15 protein-coding genes are annotated in these 14,582 nt (G+C 60.5%); 7 read left to right on the top strand and 8 right to left on the bottom strand.

What is annotated here, in order from left to right; genetic code table 11:
• The first annotated feature begins 15 nt into the window (after window positions 1-15).
• A complete protein-coding gene (locus ATK23_RS10010) occupies window positions 16-495 on the top strand; it encodes a hypothetical protein (protein ID WP_066144712.1) in 480 nt (159 codons plus the stop codon).
• Here the strand turns inward: ATK23_RS10010 and ATK23_RS10005 are convergent.
• The 3 genes from ATK23_RS10005 to ATK23_RS09995 all read right to left on the bottom strand — a co-directional run bounded on the left by ATK23_RS10005 (window position 482) and on the right by ATK23_RS09995 (window position 3,615).
• Window positions 482-1,474, bottom strand: a complete 993-nt coding sequence (locus tag ATK23_RS10005) for an LLM class flavin-dependent oxidoreductase (protein ID WP_066144709.1) — start codon at window positions 1,472-1,474, stop codon at window positions 482-484. The genes ATK23_RS10010 and ATK23_RS10005 overlap by 14 nt on opposite strands.
• 127 nt (window positions 1,475-1,601) lie before the next feature.
• Window positions 1,602-1,805: a cold-shock protein gene (locus ATK23_RS10000; protein WP_013349999.1), complete on the bottom strand. Its 204-nt coding sequence runs from the start codon at window positions 1,803-1,805 to the stop codon at window positions 1,602-1,604.
• Window positions 1,806-2,097: 292 nt separating this feature from the next.
• The gene (locus ATK23_RS09995) at window positions 2,098-3,615 is read right to left on the bottom strand and encodes an MFS transporter (protein ID WP_066144707.1); all 1,518 of its coding nucleotides are present in this window, start codon (window positions 3,613-3,615) and stop codon (window positions 2,098-2,100) included.
• 134 nt (window positions 3,616-3,749) lie between these two features.
• On the opposite strand from ATK23_RS09995, the gene ATK23_RS09990 reads away from it, so the two are divergent.
• The gene (locus ATK23_RS09990; protein WP_038991629.1) at window positions 3,750-4,304 is read left to right on the top strand and encodes a TetR/AcrR family transcriptional regulator; all 555 of its coding nucleotides are present in this window, start codon (window positions 3,750-3,752) and stop codon (window positions 4,302-4,304) included.
• Window positions 4,305-4,321: 17 nt separating this feature from the next.
• Window positions 4,322-5,578, top strand: a complete 1,257-nt coding sequence (locus ATK23_RS09985) for an MFS transporter (RefSeq protein ID WP_066144704.1) — start codon at window positions 4,322-4,324, stop codon at window positions 5,576-5,578.
• Here ATK23_RS09985 and ATK23_RS09980 read toward each other — a convergent pair.
• On the bottom strand, window positions 5,575-6,231 hold the full coding sequence (locus tag ATK23_RS09980) for a trimeric intracellular cation channel family protein (protein WP_066144701.1): 657 nt from the start codon (window positions 6,229-6,231) through the stop codon (window positions 5,575-5,577). The genes ATK23_RS09985 and ATK23_RS09980 overlap by 4 nt on opposite strands.
• Before the next feature lie 60 nt (window positions 6,232-6,291).
• A complete protein-coding gene (locus ATK23_RS09975) occupies window positions 6,292-6,831 on the bottom strand; it encodes a DUF1697 domain-containing protein (protein ID WP_083515729.1) in 540 nt (179 codons plus the stop codon).
• Window positions 6,832-6,906: 75 nt separating this feature from the next.
• Here ATK23_RS09975 and ATK23_RS09970 point away from each other — a divergent pair, with 75 nt between their 5' ends.
• Complete coding sequence (locus tag ATK23_RS09970; protein ID WP_066144696.1) at window positions 6,907-8,856, top strand: S9 family peptidase; 1,950 nt, start codon at window positions 6,907-6,909, stop codon at window positions 8,854-8,856.
• Here the strand turns inward: ATK23_RS09970 and ATK23_RS09965 are convergent.
• Window positions 8,853-9,263 carry an Hsp15 family ribosome-associated heat shock protein gene (locus ATK23_RS09965; RefSeq protein WP_038991637.1) on the bottom strand — a complete coding sequence of 137 codons (411 nt, stop codon included), beginning with the start codon at window positions 9,261-9,263 and terminating at the stop codon, window positions 8,853-8,855. The genes ATK23_RS09970 and ATK23_RS09965 overlap by 4 nt on opposite strands.
• 44 nt (window positions 9,264-9,307) lie before the next feature.
• A complete protein-coding gene (locus tag ATK23_RS09960; RefSeq protein ID WP_245858362.1) occupies window positions 9,308-9,610 on the bottom strand; it encodes a hypothetical protein in 303 nt (100 codons plus the stop codon).
• 126 nt (window positions 9,611-9,736) lie between these two features.
• Here ATK23_RS09960 and ATK23_RS09955 point away from each other — a divergent pair, with 126 nt between their 5' ends.
• The 3 genes from ATK23_RS09955 to ATK23_RS09945 all read left to right on the top strand — a co-directional run bounded on the left by ATK23_RS09955 (window position 9,737) and on the right by ATK23_RS09945 (window position 13,628).
• Window positions 9,737-12,169: a Tex family protein gene (locus ATK23_RS09955; RefSeq protein ID WP_066144775.1), complete on the top strand. Its 2,433-nt coding sequence runs from the start codon at window positions 9,737-9,739 to the stop codon at window positions 12,167-12,169.
• 145 nt (window positions 12,170-12,314) lie between these two features.
• Entirely contained in the window at window positions 12,315-12,815 is a 501-nt protein-coding gene (locus tag ATK23_RS09950; protein WP_038991642.1) for a ferritin, read from the top strand.
• A 90-nt stretch (window positions 12,816-12,905) separates the two neighbouring features.
• On the top strand, window positions 12,906-13,628 hold the full coding sequence (locus tag ATK23_RS09945) for an SH3 domain-containing protein (RefSeq protein ID WP_157066444.1): 723 nt from the start codon (window positions 12,906-12,908) through the stop codon (window positions 13,626-13,628).
• 16 nt (window positions 13,629-13,644) lie between these two features.
• Here ATK23_RS09945 and ATK23_RS09940 read toward each other — a convergent pair whose 3' ends face one another.
• Entirely contained in the window at window positions 13,645-14,310 is a 666-nt protein-coding gene (locus ATK23_RS09940) for a response regulator transcription factor (protein WP_066144687.1), read from the bottom strand.
• Between the last annotated feature and the right edge of the window lie 272 nt (window positions 14,311-14,582).

Genomic DNA, 14,582 nt, shown 5'->3' with positions numbered 1-14,582 from the left:
GCGTACTGTGGAAGCATGACTAGCTCTCTGCAGACCCCCTCCACGGGCGCCAAGTGGGCTGTGGCCGCACGAATCTACATTCCTGCACTGTGGCTCGGGCTGATTATCGGCATCTCATTCATCGAGGCGCCACTTAAATTCACCGCACCCGGGATTACCATTCCCTTGGGTTTGGGCATTGGCCGCCGGGTCTTTTTCGCCATGAACATGGTCGAGATCCTGTTCTTCATCGCCCTGCTGGCCGGTTCGCTCAAGCATGGTGCCGGCAAGGCATGGAGTTGGGGCGTAGGACTGGTCGGACTGATGCTGCTGCTTAAAACCGCAGCGATCCGCCCTGGACTTTCCGCGCGTACCGATGCGGTACTTGCTGGAAACTCCGATGGCGGATCACTATGGCACTATGCCCATATTGGCGTCGAGCTCTGCTTGACCCTCGCCCTGATTGCGCTGCTGGTGATGGCAGCAAAGCGCTCGATCGGAATTACTGGGCAATAGCCAGCTGGCAGGCCTCGGCGGTAATCATCACCGAATCCAGCCGGGCCTGCTCCTCGGTGGGGTAATGGATGGTGATAAGCTCATCCGCCTGCGCTGCCGAAGCGAAGTGGCGCAAGTACTCAGCTACCTGCTCCCCGGTGCCCACTGCCGTGTAGCGCATCATGTCCAGGATCTGCTGCGCCTGCGGAGTATCCATGAGCATATCGATCTCCGCGTCGGTGAACTCCTTCTTCGCCGAGCGGCCGATGAAGCTGGCGACCCGATGGCGCTGGGCAACTTCCAGCAGTTCATGCGCGCGCTCGGCAGTTTCCGCAGCCAGGACGCCTACGCCGGCAATGACATACGGTTCAGCTAGCTGCTCTGATGGGGTGAATTCCTCGCGGTAGATGCGGATTGCCTCATGCAGCGCCGCAGGTGCGAAATGCGAAGCGAAGGAATATGGCAGACCGAGCTGGGCAGCGAGCTTTGCGCCGAAGAGCGAAGAACCCAAAATGTACAGCGGGACGTTGGTCCCTGCACCCGGGGTTGCCGCCACGGTGGGAACCCGGGAATCGCCAGCCAGGTAAGCCTGCAGTTCCAGCACGTCATGCGGGAAGGAATCTGCAGCCGAAGGATCACGGCGCAAGGCGCGCAAGGTGGTCATGTCGGTGCCCGGGGCGCGGCCCAAGCCCAAGTCGATGCGGTCGCCGTAGATTTCGGCCAGCGTGCCGAACTGCTCGGCGATCACCAGCGGGGAGTGGTTTGGCAGCATGATGCCACCCGAGCCCAGCCGGATGGTTTCGGTGTGGTGGGCAATGTGGCTGATCAGCAGCGAGGTCGCGCTGGAAGCGATGGTGGGCATATTGTGATGTTCCGCGTACCAGACGCGTTCATACCCATGGCCTTCTGCGGTTTGCGCCAGGCGGACGGAGGACTTGAAAGAATCGGAAATCGTTGACCCGGGTGCAACCGGTGCCAGATCCAGAATAGAAAGCTTCACATCCGGTACAACCGCCGACGGCTAGGAAGTATTCCTGCAATTACTGCCGCAGACGCAGGAAACGGCTACCCGCTGTGCGGATAGCCGTTTCCTGGGCTAAGTCTGGCGTAAGTGCCAAAGCCCTGCTTTAGAGAGCGCGAATGTCTGCAGCCTGCAGACCCTTTGGACCCTCAACGACTTCGAACTCCACCTTCTGGCCCTCGTCCAGGGTGCGGAAGCCCTGGGTCTGGATTGCGGAGAAATGTGCGAAGACGTCTGGATCGCCGCTGTCTGGAGCGATGAAGCCGAAGCCCTTTTCAGCGTTGAACCACTTGACGATTCCGGTTGCCATATTCTTATTTGGTCCTTTCAGACGTTTCTCGCCGTTCAGCTGGCGAGCTTGGTTGTAATCTACGCACCGTTCGGCATCCGGGAAGGATAACGAATGATGCGAAGCAGCCAAGTCATTCACTTCACGTCTAGAAGGGGCTCGCGTCAACCGAGGTGGTAAGACATTCACAAACTTCTAACGGGTACTTCGCGAATTACTTTGGAACTACATTGCCTAGCCTACGTGTTTGCTGGCGACAAATGAACAACTTTGAACCAATTAATCAAAAATTTGGGTAACTGGTTCGCCGAGTTCATCGAAATGCCGGTTTGATAACGCGGAACACCACTGCGGCCGCGATCAGCGACAAGACGGCGGCAATGCCTGAGGTGAGCACCACGCCGTGGTCGAAGGCCAGCGCGGCGGCGTCCAGCAGGGCTTGCGCGTCGGCAGGCTGCAGCGAAGCGGCCACCTGATGTGCACCACCCAATGTCTCACCTGCCAGCTGCGCCTGGGTGTCGGTGAGCGAGCCTGGAGCCAGCAGCCGAGAGGTGTAGACGGTATTCAAGATGGTTCCCAGTACCGCGACACCCAGCACCGATCCCACCTCGTAGGCGGTTTCCGAGATGGCCGAGGCCGCGCCGGCCTTGGAGGCTGGAACCGCGGCGAGCACCATGTCATTGGACAAGGTCTCGGTCATGCCGATGCCCGTGCCCAGGACAGCGAATGCGGCCAGCAGCAAGAAGGTGTTGGAGCCTTCTCCTGCCATGATCACCATGAGGTAGGCGACCGCGGAGAGGATCAGGCCAATGGCCATGACATTCGGCGTGCCGAAACGGCGGGACAGTGCCACCGAGAGCAATCCGAAGCCCATGGTCAGCACCAGGCCGGGTGTCATCCAGAGCCCGGCCTGGAGCGGGGAGAACCCTGCAATGAGCTGCAGATGCTGGGAGACGAAGTAGATGAAGCCCACCAGCGAGAAGATGCCGATCAGGTTGACCATCAGCGCGCCCGAGAACAGCGCGTTGCTGAATAGGCGGACATCGAGCATCGGCTGCTGGAACTTGAGCTGGCGGCGCACGAAAGCAACGCCGCACACAATGGCGAGGACGATGGCCGCTGCTGAGAAGTACCACGGCGCGCTGACCGCGATCTTGATCGCGTAAACGAAAGGCAGCAGGGTGAAGACGACCAGCAGGATCGAGAATGGATCCACACGGCCAGGGTTCGGGTCCTTGGATTCGGGAACAAGGATCATGCCGCCGATCAGCAGGGGAAGCAGCATTGGCACGGCCATCAGGAATACCGAGCCCCACCAGAAGTGCTCCAGCAGCACGCCGCCGACAATTGGGCCCAGCACTGCGCCGCCGGAGAATGCAGCCGCCCAGACCGCAATGGCGGTGCGGCGTTCAACATCATCCGGGAAGATGTTTCGGATCAGCGACAGTGTGGCCGGCATCAGCATGGCGCCGAAGATGCCCAGCAGGGCGCGGGCTGCGACCAGCTGTGTGGCGTCCGTGGCGAAGGCGGCCAGTGCCGAGACCAGCGCGAAGCCGGTAGCGCCGATCAGCAGCAGCTTGCGCCGGCCGATGCGGTCGCCCAGCGAACCCATCGGCACCAGCAATCCGGCCAGGATCAGCGGGTAGATGTCGATGATCCACAGCAGCTGGTTTCCGGTTGGGGACAGCGCTTCGGTGATTGCCGGCACCGCGAAGGAAAGCACGGTGTTGTCGACGGAAATCAGCAGGACGGGGAACAGCAGGACAACCAGCGCCGCCCAACGGCGCGGCTTGCTGAGCATGAGTGCGCGTTCGGAGATATTCGAGGTCATGACGTTCGCCCTTGGGTAGGAAGTGGAATGCGCGGTTCTCTGCCGCAATTAATAACTGTACCGTCTAGACGGTATAGTTACAATTGTTGGTAAAGTCAGATCGATCACGAACTATGCCCTGGAAAAGGAGAACTATGGCTCGCCCACCCGCTGCCCGCGGCAAAGTGCTTGACGCCTACATCGCACTATTGTGCGAAGAAGGGGAGCGGGCTGCCACGCTGGACGCCACGGCCGCACGCGCTGGAGTCTCCAAGGGAGGGCTGCTGTACCACTTCGCCTCCAAGGAAGCCTTGGCCGACGCAGTCATCGAAGCCGCGGAGGAGCATGTTGCCCGGGATGCAGAGTCGATGCGCACCGCGGCGGAGGGCGCGTCGGTTTATTACGTGCGCACCAGCGCGGAAGTCGATACCGAACTGGACCGGCATCTGGTGGCCCTGCAGCGCCTGGCCCAGGCCGGGGTCAAGGCGGCGACGGAGAAAATCGAGAGCACCAATGAGCGGTGGTACCGGTGCATTCTGGATGAAGTCGGCAGCAAGGACATCGCGCATCTGGTGATGCTTGCCGGCGAGGGGCTCTACGCAAACCTGGCCCTGCCCGGGACTTGGTACGAGCGCAATTTTGATGGTGAGCTCGATCGCTTACTAGAGTTGGTTTCGAAAATAAAAAAGTTGGGAAACCTCAACGAATAGCGAGCAGGTAGAAAACAATGAAGAACCAGAGCGTTGCTTCTCCAATCAGAGGACGAGTTGGAGCGCTGCTTGGCATCCTGCTGCTGGCGCTCTCGCTCCGCGCCGCAGTGGTCTCCGTATCCCCACTGCTCTCCCGCATTGAGTCGGACATCGAATTCACGGAGTTCACCACCGGCCTGCTGGCCATGCTCGCACCCATTGCGTTCGCGGTCTTCGGGTTGCTCACCCCGCGGCTGATCAAGGCGTTCGGTCTGGAAAAAACCCTGATGATCTCGCTGGCATTGGCAGTCATCGGCCAGGTCGCCCGGGTCTTCATGCCCGAGGTCTACTCCTTCCTCGCCCTGTCGATCATCACCTTGGCCGGCTACGGCATGGGCAACGTGGTGCTGCCGCCATTGGTCAAGAAGTACTTCCCGGACCGCATCGGCATGGTCACCAGCGGCTATGTCACGATGCTGGCCGTCGGCACCTGGATGGCCCCGCAGTTCTCTGTCCCGCTGGCCAACCTCAGCGACTGGAAGGTCTCCATCGGCTCCTGGGCCGCCCTGTCGGGCATCGTCCTGGTGCCCTGGCTGGTGCAGCTTTTCGCCGACCGCGGGACGCAACGCCCGGATAATCCGGTGCACCCCACCGGGCTTCCGCAGCCGATCGCCAAGATCAACCCCTGGAAGTCCAAGGTGGCATGGGGCCTGGCGATTTTCCTGGCCGGAAACTCGGCACAGACCTACGTCTACTTCACCTGGCTTCCGCCGTACCTGCAGGACCGCGGCCTGGAGGAACTGGCTGCCGGCAACATGCTCGCGCTCTTCGCGATCCTCGGCCTGCCGGTCAGCCTCCTGGTCCCGCTCTGGGTGCCCCGCCTGAAGCACCCGATCATTGCAGTGCTAGTCTTCACCGCCTGCTGGATCTCCGGGCACCTGGGCATCTACCTGTCGCCAACGCAGAACACGGCGCTGTGGATCTGCCTGGCCGGGCTCGGGCAGGGCACCTTTGCCGTCGCCTTGCTGATGATGAATCTGCGCTCGCGCACCACCTACGGCTCGGGGGTGCTCTCCGGTTTCGCCCAGGGCCTGGGCTATGCAGGCGCTGCGGTGGTTCCGATGTTCTTCGGCGTGGTGCAGAAGGCCACCGATTCGTGGGGAGCCGCATTCTCCATGCTGGGCGGCTGCGTCGTGGTGATGCTGATCGGTGCGATCATCATCAACCCTCCGCGCACCATCGAAGACGATTCGCCAGGCACCGAAGAGCTGGGCAAGCTCGAGCGCATCGACTAGTAGTGGCGCTGGGGGCCATCGTTGCTCCCAGTCGCGGGATGGGATCGATGCCAATGGCCCGCGGCCAACGGCACCGACCAGCTGAAGCGGATGGACGCGACGCGGATAGCAAACGCCAAGGCGGCAATGCCCGCACCGACGGGAACGTTCATCACACCCAGATGCCATGCCACGGCGGTAAGCGCCGCACCCACCATTGCGGCCAGCGCATAGATGTCGCGCGGGTTGAACAAATCCGGGGTCACATTGGAGATGACATCGCGCATCAAGCCGCCGCCCACGCTGGTGATGACACCGAGCAGGACCGCGGTGACCGGATTGAAGTCGTTTTCCAGGGCCTTGAGCGTCCCCGTAATGCAAAACAAGCCCAGCCCTGCCGCATCGAACAGCTGGACCAGCCGGTGCAGCTTCTGCACCGCGGGGGTAAATGCATAAACGCAAAGGGCAGCGAGCACCGGAGGCACAAAGTAGACCGGGTGCTCGAACGTCGCTGGTGATTGATTGAGAATCAAATCCCGCACCACTCCGCCGCCCAAGCCGCAGACTCCGCCCAGGAAGGCCGAGCCGAGCAGGTCGAAGCCGCGGCGCGCAGCCATCAAGGAACCCGCGACGGCGAAGAAGAAGATGCCAATGAGTTCGATCAGGATGTACATTCCGGAGCCTTTTGCAGGTCAATCAGGGGGACAAGGCTCAATTATTGCTCACCGGAGATCTCAGCCAAGAATCTTTGCGACCTTGCCAAGGGTGTTGTGGTTCCGGGTCGTCACCAGCCGGTGCTTCGCCTGGGCGTCCATGAGCTTCCCGATGGGATTCGTGGTGCTCTGCCCCTTGCGGACAATCCATGCCACGGCACGGTCCTGGACCAGATGGGTTGCGGGCTCAGCCAGGTCCTGGATGGCAGCGCCCAACGCCTGGGCATCCGCAGCTGATTCGCAGAGCGTGAAATACCCGTGGTGCTCGCTGGCCGGTTCAGGCAGGGGCAGCGGGAAAGGCTGGGACAGCCGCTGGACCTCCTTGACGGTGCAGACAATCGTGGGAATCGGTCGCTGGTAGTGCTCGGCCAGGACCGCATCGCATTTTTCCTTGACGGCCAGCGGGTCATCGGTGCGTGCGCTGAGCACGGCATTGCCACTGGCCAATAGTGTTTTCACGTCGGTGAAACCAGCATCTTCTAGCAGATGGACCAGGTCTTTCATCAGGACTTTGACCCCGCCGACGTTCACACCACGCAGGAAAACTGCATATCTCGTCATGGATCAATCCAAGCGCACCGAATTGATGCTTGTCGAGGGTCGTGATGAATCGCAAAGATCGCTAGGATCAAGAATATGCCTACGCACTTGCCCTTTGGATCCTGGCCATCATCGATTTCCGCGCATGACGTTGCAGCAGGAACCAAGCCACTGGGCGGTGCCTGCTTCTACGGGGACAAGCTGATTGTCCAAGAAGGCCGTCCCGCCGAGGGCGGGCGCATCACCCTTATGGAATACGGCACCGACGGCACGCCCGGCGCAGAACTCATCCAGGCCCCGTACAACGTGCGCTCCCGAGTCCACGAATACGGCGGCGCCAGCTGGATGCTCATTGAAGGCAGCACGCCGGCCATTGTCTTCGTGAACTTCTCTGACCAGCGGGTGTACTCCCAAGCCGCAGGCACGCACAACCCGACGGCACTGACTCCGGCCAGCGGCAACGGCGCAGATCCGCAGCTGAGATTCGCAGAATTCACCGAAGGCCCGGAAGATTCCATCCTGGCCATCATGGAAGACCTGCGAGCAGAACCGGTACGCCATATCGTGCAAATCCCGCTGGACGGCAGCGCCGCCGAGGACCTGGACAAGATCCGCCTGCTCAGCGCCCCGGCACGATTTGTCGCAGCGCCTCGGATGAATCCAGCTGGAACGCGGTTGTCCTGGATCAGCTGGGAACACCCGAATATGCCGTGGGACTCCACCGAACTGCACCTGGCCGATTTCGCTGGCGAAGGCGAACTCAAGGACACTGTCATTGCTGGTGGAGCAGATATCTCGGTCATGCAGCCAGAGTGGCTTGATGATGACCAGTTGGCCTTCATCTCCGATGCCAGCGGCTGGTGGAACCCTTACCTCTACCAGGACAGCTCGGCGCGCATCACCCGGCTGGTTGACCGTCCCGCAGAATTCGCTGGCCCGCTCTGGCAGGTAGGTACCGGGTGGTACCTGGCAGAAAGCGCCCGCACCATGCTCTGCTCCTACGGCACCGGCACCACCAGACTGGCACGTCTGCACGCGGATACCGGTGGACTGGAGGACTTCGACCTGCCGTTTACCCGCATCCGCCCCTTCGCTGTGCGTGAGGGCTGGCTGCTCGCCGGCACGTCATCGATGACCCAGGGCGAAGAGATTACCTTGATCAACCTCGACACCTTGGAGCATCACGCGGTGACCCGTGCGATCGCCCAGCTGCCGGACCCAGCGATGCTTCCAGACGTCGAGGAATTCGAGTGCAAGAACCTCGCGGGACAATCCGTCCATGCCTTGCTCTACCGGCCATCCCAGGAAGGCTATGCAGGAATGGAGGGCGAATTGCCGCCATTCGTCACCTTCGTGCACGGCGGGCCGACCAGCCAGGCTTCGCCGACGCTCAGCGCCACGGTGGCCTACTACACCTCGCGCGGAATCGGCGTCGTTGACGTGAACTATGGCGGCTCCACCGGCTACGGCCGTGAATACCGCAACCGCCTGCGCGGTGCCTGGGGCGTGGTCGATGTGGCCGATACTGTCGCCGTGGTCAATGCGCTGGTGGCGCAGGGTATCGCCGACCCCGCACGCATCGGCATCGAAGGCGGCAGCGCTGGCGGGTGGACCGTGCTGTGCGCACTGACCTTCGCGGATGCCTTCACCGCAGGCATCAGCCGCTACGGAGTCTCGGATCTGGTGGGCCTGGTGCAGGACACCCACGACTTCGAATCGCAGTACATGTTCTCGCTGGTGGGACCGTACCCGGAAGTCGCTGAACTGTATGAAAAGCGCGCGCCAATCAACCACGTGTCCAAGATTTCCTGCCCGGTACTGCTGCTGCAGGGCGATGAAGACAAGGTGGTGCCGCCGGCGCAGTCGCAGGTGGTGGCTGACGCGCTCGCCGAACGCGGCATCGACCATGCCTACATCCTCTTTGAAGGGGAACAGCACGGTTTCAGGAAGTCGGAGAACATCATCAAGGCGTTGGAAAGCTCCCTGGCTTTCTACGCGCAGATCTTCGGATTCACCACCGACGTTCCGGCGATAGAGCTGTCCTAGAACAGATCAGCATCTGGCGCTGGGGCCTGCCAGGAATCCCGCAAGCGGTCCATTTCGCGGCGGTCTTTCTTGGTGGGCCGGCCGGCGCCACGCTCGCGGATCGGTACCTGGGGAATGATCAGGCGCTCGCGGGGCGGGGTGTGGTCGATGTAGCACTTGGCGGCAACGGGCGCGCCAACACGCTTCGAGATCAGCCCGCTGACTTCCAGATCGCGGTCGAAACCGTCTTTGCGCACACGGATGCGATCACCGGAAACCACAGCTTGAGAAGCCTTTACCGGGTCGCCGTTCAAGCGGACGTGCCCGGCGCGGCAGGCGGTGGTCGCAGCCGAACGTGTCTTGTAGATGCGCACCGCCCACAGCCATGCATCGAGACGTACTTTGCCGCTTGTTGGAATTTCGACCATGAGAAAAGTCTAGATCAGCCGATACTTGGTGCGGCCAACGGCGACTAGTTGGAAATTGTCGCTTCGTCGCAAATCTCGACCAGGCGCTGCTGCAGGGCTTCAGGTGCCTGGTCTCCGGAGTTCGCCAGCTCTTGGAGCACATCAACCAATTCCTGTGGCAGGCCGCCGCCTTGAACTGATTTCACTATGGATGAGAGGACGCGAAGTTCGCTTGCGTCGATCGTGCCGTCCTGGACGGGAGCGCAGGCCTGGCGCACGATTTCCTTGGACGCTGCATCAGTCAGGTGGTTGGCTGCATCGGCCGCAGTGTCCTCGACAAATGCGCATCCGCTGCTCAAAAGCGCCATGCTTGAAATAGCAATGAGCGCCGCTGACTTTCGAACTTTCACAATCCCCATAACAACAAATCATAGCTACGGAGATTGAGTTTCTGCTGAATGCCAACCGAGTCGATCATCAGAAGATCGGATGCCATGATGCACAATGGATCGGTGACTAGCGAGCAGAAGAACACCGCAAAAGACAGCGCGACCGGGCAGCACATCATTGCCCAACTGGCCAGGGAACTTTCCAGCGAATCCGCTGTGGCACCATGGCAGATTAAGGCAGCGATCGAGCTCTTGGACTCCGGATCAACGGTTCCCTTTATTGCCCGCTACCGCAAGGAAGTCACAGGCATGCTCAGCGATAGCCAGCTGCGTTTGCTCGAAGAACGTCTGCGGTACCTGCGCGAGCTGGAGGACCGCCGAGCGGCTGTCCTTGAAGCCATTGCCGAAGCCGGAAAGCTGACAGACCAGCTGGCCCAGGCCATTCGTGCGGCCAGCACCAAGGCGGAGCTCGAAGACCTTTACCTGCCATTCAAGTCAAAGCGCCGCACCAAAGCGCAGATTGCCCGCGAAGCCGGACTGGAACCCCTGGCTGATCTGCTGCTCTCGGACCCATCGACGGATCCAGTGCAGGCAGCTGCCGGCTACCTGAACCCGGAGGCAGGTTTTGCCACCGATGCCGATGTGCTGTCCGGCGCGCGTTCCATCGTGACCGAGCGGGTATCCCAAGACGTTGTTCTCGCTGGGGAATTGCGCGAACGCCTGTGGAAGACGGGAAAAATCGGTGCCAGCGTCGCCGCCGGTGCGACCGCAGAAGGACAGGGAAAGTACTCCGATTACCTGGACTACGTGGCAGATCTTGATCGCTTGCCCTCGCACCGGGTCCTTGCCCTTTTGCGCGGCGAACGTGAAGGGGTGCTGAATCTGCAGCTTGCCGAAGCTGACCCACGGGATGAACAGGCTTTGGCCGACGCCCGCGGCAATTATGAGAACTCCATTGCCGCGTCCCTGGGGCTGAACGTTCCCAGCGATGCACCTGCCGCCAAATGGATTGCGCAGACCGTGCGGTTGGCGTGGAAGGCCCGCCTGCTGACCCGTTTCGAATCCGACCTGCGTTCGCGATTGTTCGAAGCCGCCGAAGATGAATCGGTGAAGATCTTCGCGGCGAACCTGCGCGACGTCTTGCTGGCTGCGCCGGCTGGCAACAAGGCCGTGCTGGGCTTGGACCCAGGCCTGCGCACCGGTGTGAAGGTTGCCGTGGTGGACCTGACCGGCAAGTCGGTGGAAACCGCGACGATCTATCCGCACGCACCAGCCAATAAGTGGAATGAATCCATCGCAGTGCTGGCTAATCTGGCAAAGAAGCACGGCACGACGCTGATTGCGGTGGGCAATGGCACGGCCGGGCGTGAAACGGACCGACTGGCGGCTGAAGTCATCAAGGCGTTGGGCGGCGAGGGCATCAGCAAGGTCATCGTTTCGGAAGCTGGCGCTTCGGTGTACTCGGCCTCGGAACTGGCCAGCCAGGAACTGCCGGATATGGATGTGTCGCTGCGTGGCGCGGTATCGATTGCCCGCCGCTTGCAGGACCCGCTGGCCGAGCTGGTGAAGATCGATCCGAAGTCCATTGGCGTGGGCCAATACCAGCATGATGTCACTGCCTCGAAGCTGGACCGCGCGCTGGATGCGGTGGTCGAGGACTGCGTGAATGCCGTGGGCGTCGATGTGAATACAGCATCTCCGTCGCTGCTGGCCCGTGTGGCCGGCGTGGGACCGCTGCTCAGCCGCAACATCGTGGATCACCGCAACGCCAACGGACCGTTCGCCACCCGCAAGGATTTGCTGAAGGTACCGCGTCTGGGAGCTAAGGCTTTCGAGCAGTGCGCGGGATTCCTGCGCATCACCGGAGGCAAGGAGAAGCTCGACGCGTCCTCGGTGCATCCTGAAGCCTACGCGTTGGCCAAGACCCTGCAGGCCAGCGCCGAGGCCCAGGGCCGCCGGCTTGAGGAGCTGAACCCGCAGGACTTCGCCACTGAGCAGTTTGGCGAGCCAACCATTCGCGACGTGATCGCCGAGCTGCGGCGGCCTGCCCGTGACCCGCGCGGTGAGTTCGTGACGGCTACGCTGAAGGAAGGCGTGGAGACCATCAAGGACGTCAAGCCGGGGATGATCATGGAAGGCACAGTCTCCAACGTCGCGGCTTTCGGTGCGTTCGTGGATCTCGGTGTCCATCAGGACGGCCTGATTCACGTGTCGGCAATGAGCAACAAGTTCATTTCGGATCCTCGCGAGGTGGTCAGCTCCGGCCAGATTGTCAAGGTCAAGGTGCTGGACGTAGACGTTGTGCGCAAGCGCATCTCGCTGACTCTGCGGCTGGATGATGAACTGCCCGTTGCCGGAGAAGCGGGCAAGAACTCTGGACCGCGCGAGCGGAAGGGACCGGGGGCTGGCGGTTCGGCACGACCAAGCCAGAATCGGAATGGGCAGAATCGCAATGCCCGTTCCGCCCAGGGCAAACCTGCTGCGCCGGGCAACACCGCGATGGCTGAGGCACTGCGTCGGGCAGGGTTGGGCAAGTAGATTGCGAGCGGTTCGGTTGACCTAACCTAGGTTAGTATCGGCTATGTTAACTTGATCCCAACTTGGGATGATTCCCTAATTCAGGTTGGACTAAGTGAGTCCAAACTTCGGTGACAAGGCCCTTGTGCAGGGTTATTCTGGAGGCATGGAACTTACAGGAAAACTGGCAGAAGCCTTCAGCACCCAGGTAACTCTCGAACTAACCGCAGCCACGGTTTACCGTCAGCTGGCAGTTGAAATGGACGTTTTGAGCCTCCCAGGCATTGCTGGCTGGTTCCGCGCCCAGGCTGGCGAGGAAATCGTGCACGCGGAAAAGTTCATGACCCACATGACCGACCGTTCGGCCCACCCGAAGATTGGCGAGCAGCCTGCACCGACCGTCAACGTGAACAGTGTTGCCGACGCGTTCGCTGCCTCGTTGGCGCACGAGCAGAAGGTCTCCGAAGCAATCCGCGAGCTGTACCGCTTGGCACAGACCGAGGGAGACATCGACTCCATGCCGCTGCTGCACTGGTTCATCGACGAGCAGGTGGAAGAGGAAGCCACCGTTAGTGAAATCCTGGACCGCGTCAAGATGATCGGCAACGACGGTAGCGGCCTGCTGCGACTGGACGCAGAACTCGGTTCGCGCTCTTCCGCATCCTAAGAGGCTGCGAAGCACGCATCTTCTAAATATGGAATAAACTTAGGGAAGCAACCGGTGGTTGCTTCCCTAAGTTTTTCAGTTGAGGTGGTCGTGAACCAGGTGGTCTTTCCACATCAGTCGGCGCGGACGTCGTCCGTTGCCAATACCCACCGGACGACTGCCTCGCTCAAGCTGCGCAAGGGCGCCGGCCGCCACTATGTAGTGCAAAGCCATCTGGAGCAAGGCACCGAGCTGGTGCTGATCGAGGTCAAAGGCTCGTGGGCGCACGTTCTTGTGCACCATACGTATGGCTGGCTGCCGAATATCTATCTTGAACCGATTCCAGCGGTATTCGACGAGCCGGCAGTTGCAGAAGACGACGACGAACTGGCCGAGCCGGTTCTTTCACGTTATTCATTGATCGAAGCCACCCATGTGACGACAGCTACTTTGAATCTGCGCAAGGGCAGCGGCACAGGTTATCCAGTACTCAAGGTCATTGACCAGGGTTCCAAGGTCCGGTCGATGCTTCAGCAGGGACTATGGTCCCAAGTGCAGTGCGGCAAATTGCTCGGCTGGGTTCCCAGCATGTACTTGCAGGAGATTCCATCGCGTCCAGCCAAAGGCGGATTGATTGCCGTTCCCAACCAGCGTGCGCTGACCACCATTGGCTTGAACGCGCGTCGCGGTCCTGGCGATCACTATTCGTTGGCGCGAATCCTGCCTGCAGATACTGCGGTTGTCATTGTGGCCCGACAGGGCGCGTGGCGGCGGATCGACCGTGACGGCGAAGAAATGTGGATCCCCGCCAGCCAACTACGCACGGTGTACTAACGGCCGTGCCCTTTCGCTAGACGATTTGCAGTTCTGCTGAAGTAACTAGACCGCATTCCGTAGCAATGACCGCAAGCTGCACCCTATTGGTCACGTCCAGTTCCTCCATGATGCGTGCCAAGTGGAGTTTAACGGATCCTTCGGAGATGTGCGCGATGCGTGCGATCTGCGAATTCGTAAGGCCAGCCGCGACCAAGCGTGTAAGGCTGCGATCACGTTCACTGAGTTTGCGTACGGCAGTTTGCTGCGTTGCTCGGCGGACAATACTCGTTGTCGGCTCCCAGCCATCTTCGGGTTGGGCAAACAGCTGGTACCCGGCGATTAGCATCCGCAAGGCACTGGGCAATTCCGAACTGATGGAACTTTTCGAAAGCAGCGCCGAACTGCCTGCATCGTAGGCCTGTGTGATCTCGTCGCGACGGTATCGGGTAGCGAGCACGACAATCTTGGTAGTTGGTGTCTGTTCGGCGATTTCCCGGATCGAGCTGAGCAGGTCAGTCCCGTTCAGCGATGATTCCATAATGACAACATCTGGCTTCAACTCGCTCGCCGCTTCAACAGCCGCTGACATGCAATCCGAAACATGCTCGATCACCATGTCGCTGGCCTCGGCTAAGACGCCAGCAATCCCGGCCCGTGAGAAATGGTCACTATCAGCCAGATGAATACGGATATGCGACATACAAGAATCCTCAGTGCTTAAAACCCACAGTTATCCTTGCCAAGCCTTTTCAACACATCCACGTGTGCGGCGAGCTAGCAGGTGTTTCACAGTCTATGGTCAACTGGCCTAATTCGTTAGCTTGACAGGTAGCATTACAAGGCTATTGTCACATTGTTACTTTCCTGTTCAGGTAAATTTTCAGGTCAGAATCCGAAAGTAGATTATTTACTCTAATGGCATGAACTTAAATTACTAGTCAGTATTACCTGCTGGTCATTGATTTTGGCCGT

Origin of the sequence: Glutamicibacter nicotianae, assembly GCF_002797775.1 — a bacterium.
Taxonomy (GTDB): Bacteria; Actinomycetota; Actinomycetes; order Actinomycetales; family Micrococcaceae; genus Glutamicibacter; species Glutamicibacter nicotianae.
This window is presented reverse-complemented; position numbering and strand designations above follow the sequence as displayed.

Coding starts and splice junctions, on each gene's coding strand:
- ATK23_RS10010 (WP_066144712.1), top strand. CDS start 16: ATGACTAGCTCTCTGCAGACCCCCTCCACGGGCGCCAAGTGGGCTGTG.
- ATK23_RS10000 (WP_013349999.1), bottom strand. CDS start 1,805: ATGGCAACCGGAATCGTCAAGTGGTTCAACGCTGAAAAGGGCTTCGGC.
- ATK23_RS09995 (WP_066144707.1), bottom strand. CDS start 3,615: ATGACCTCGAATATCTCCGAACGCGCACTCATGCTCAGCAAGCCGCGC.
- ATK23_RS09990 (WP_038991629.1), top strand. CDS start 3,750: ATGGCTCGCCCACCCGCTGCCCGCGGCAAAGTGCTTGACGCCTACATC.
- ATK23_RS09985 (WP_066144704.1), top strand. CDS start 4,322: ATGAAGAACCAGAGCGTTGCTTCTCCAATCAGAGGACGAGTTGGAGCG.
- ATK23_RS09980 (WP_066144701.1), bottom strand. CDS start 6,231: ATGTACATCCTGATCGAACTCATTGGCATCTTCTTCTTCGCCGTCGCG.
- ATK23_RS09975 (WP_083515729.1), bottom strand. CDS start 6,831: ATGACGAGATATGCAGTTTTCCTGCGTGGTGTGAACGTCGGCGGGGTC.
- ATK23_RS09970 (WP_066144696.1), top strand. CDS start 6,907: ATGCCTACGCACTTGCCCTTTGGATCCTGGCCATCATCGATTTCCGCG.
- ATK23_RS09965 (WP_038991637.1), bottom strand. CDS start 9,263: ATGGTCGAAATTCCAACAAGCGGCAAAGTACGTCTCGATGCATGGCTG.
- ATK23_RS09960 (WP_245858362.1), bottom strand. CDS start 9,610: ATGGCGCTTTTGAGCAGCGGATGCGCATTTGTCGAGGACACTGCGGCC.
- ATK23_RS09955 (WP_066144775.1), top strand. CDS start 9,737: ATGATGCACAATGGATCGGTGACTAGCGAGCAGAAGAACACCGCAAAA.
- ATK23_RS09950 (WP_038991642.1), top strand. CDS start 12,315: ATGGAACTTACAGGAAAACTGGCAGAAGCCTTCAGCACCCAGGTAACT.
- ATK23_RS09940 (WP_066144687.1), bottom strand. CDS start 14,310: ATGTCGCATATCCGTATTCATCTGGCTGATAGTGACCATTTCTCACGG.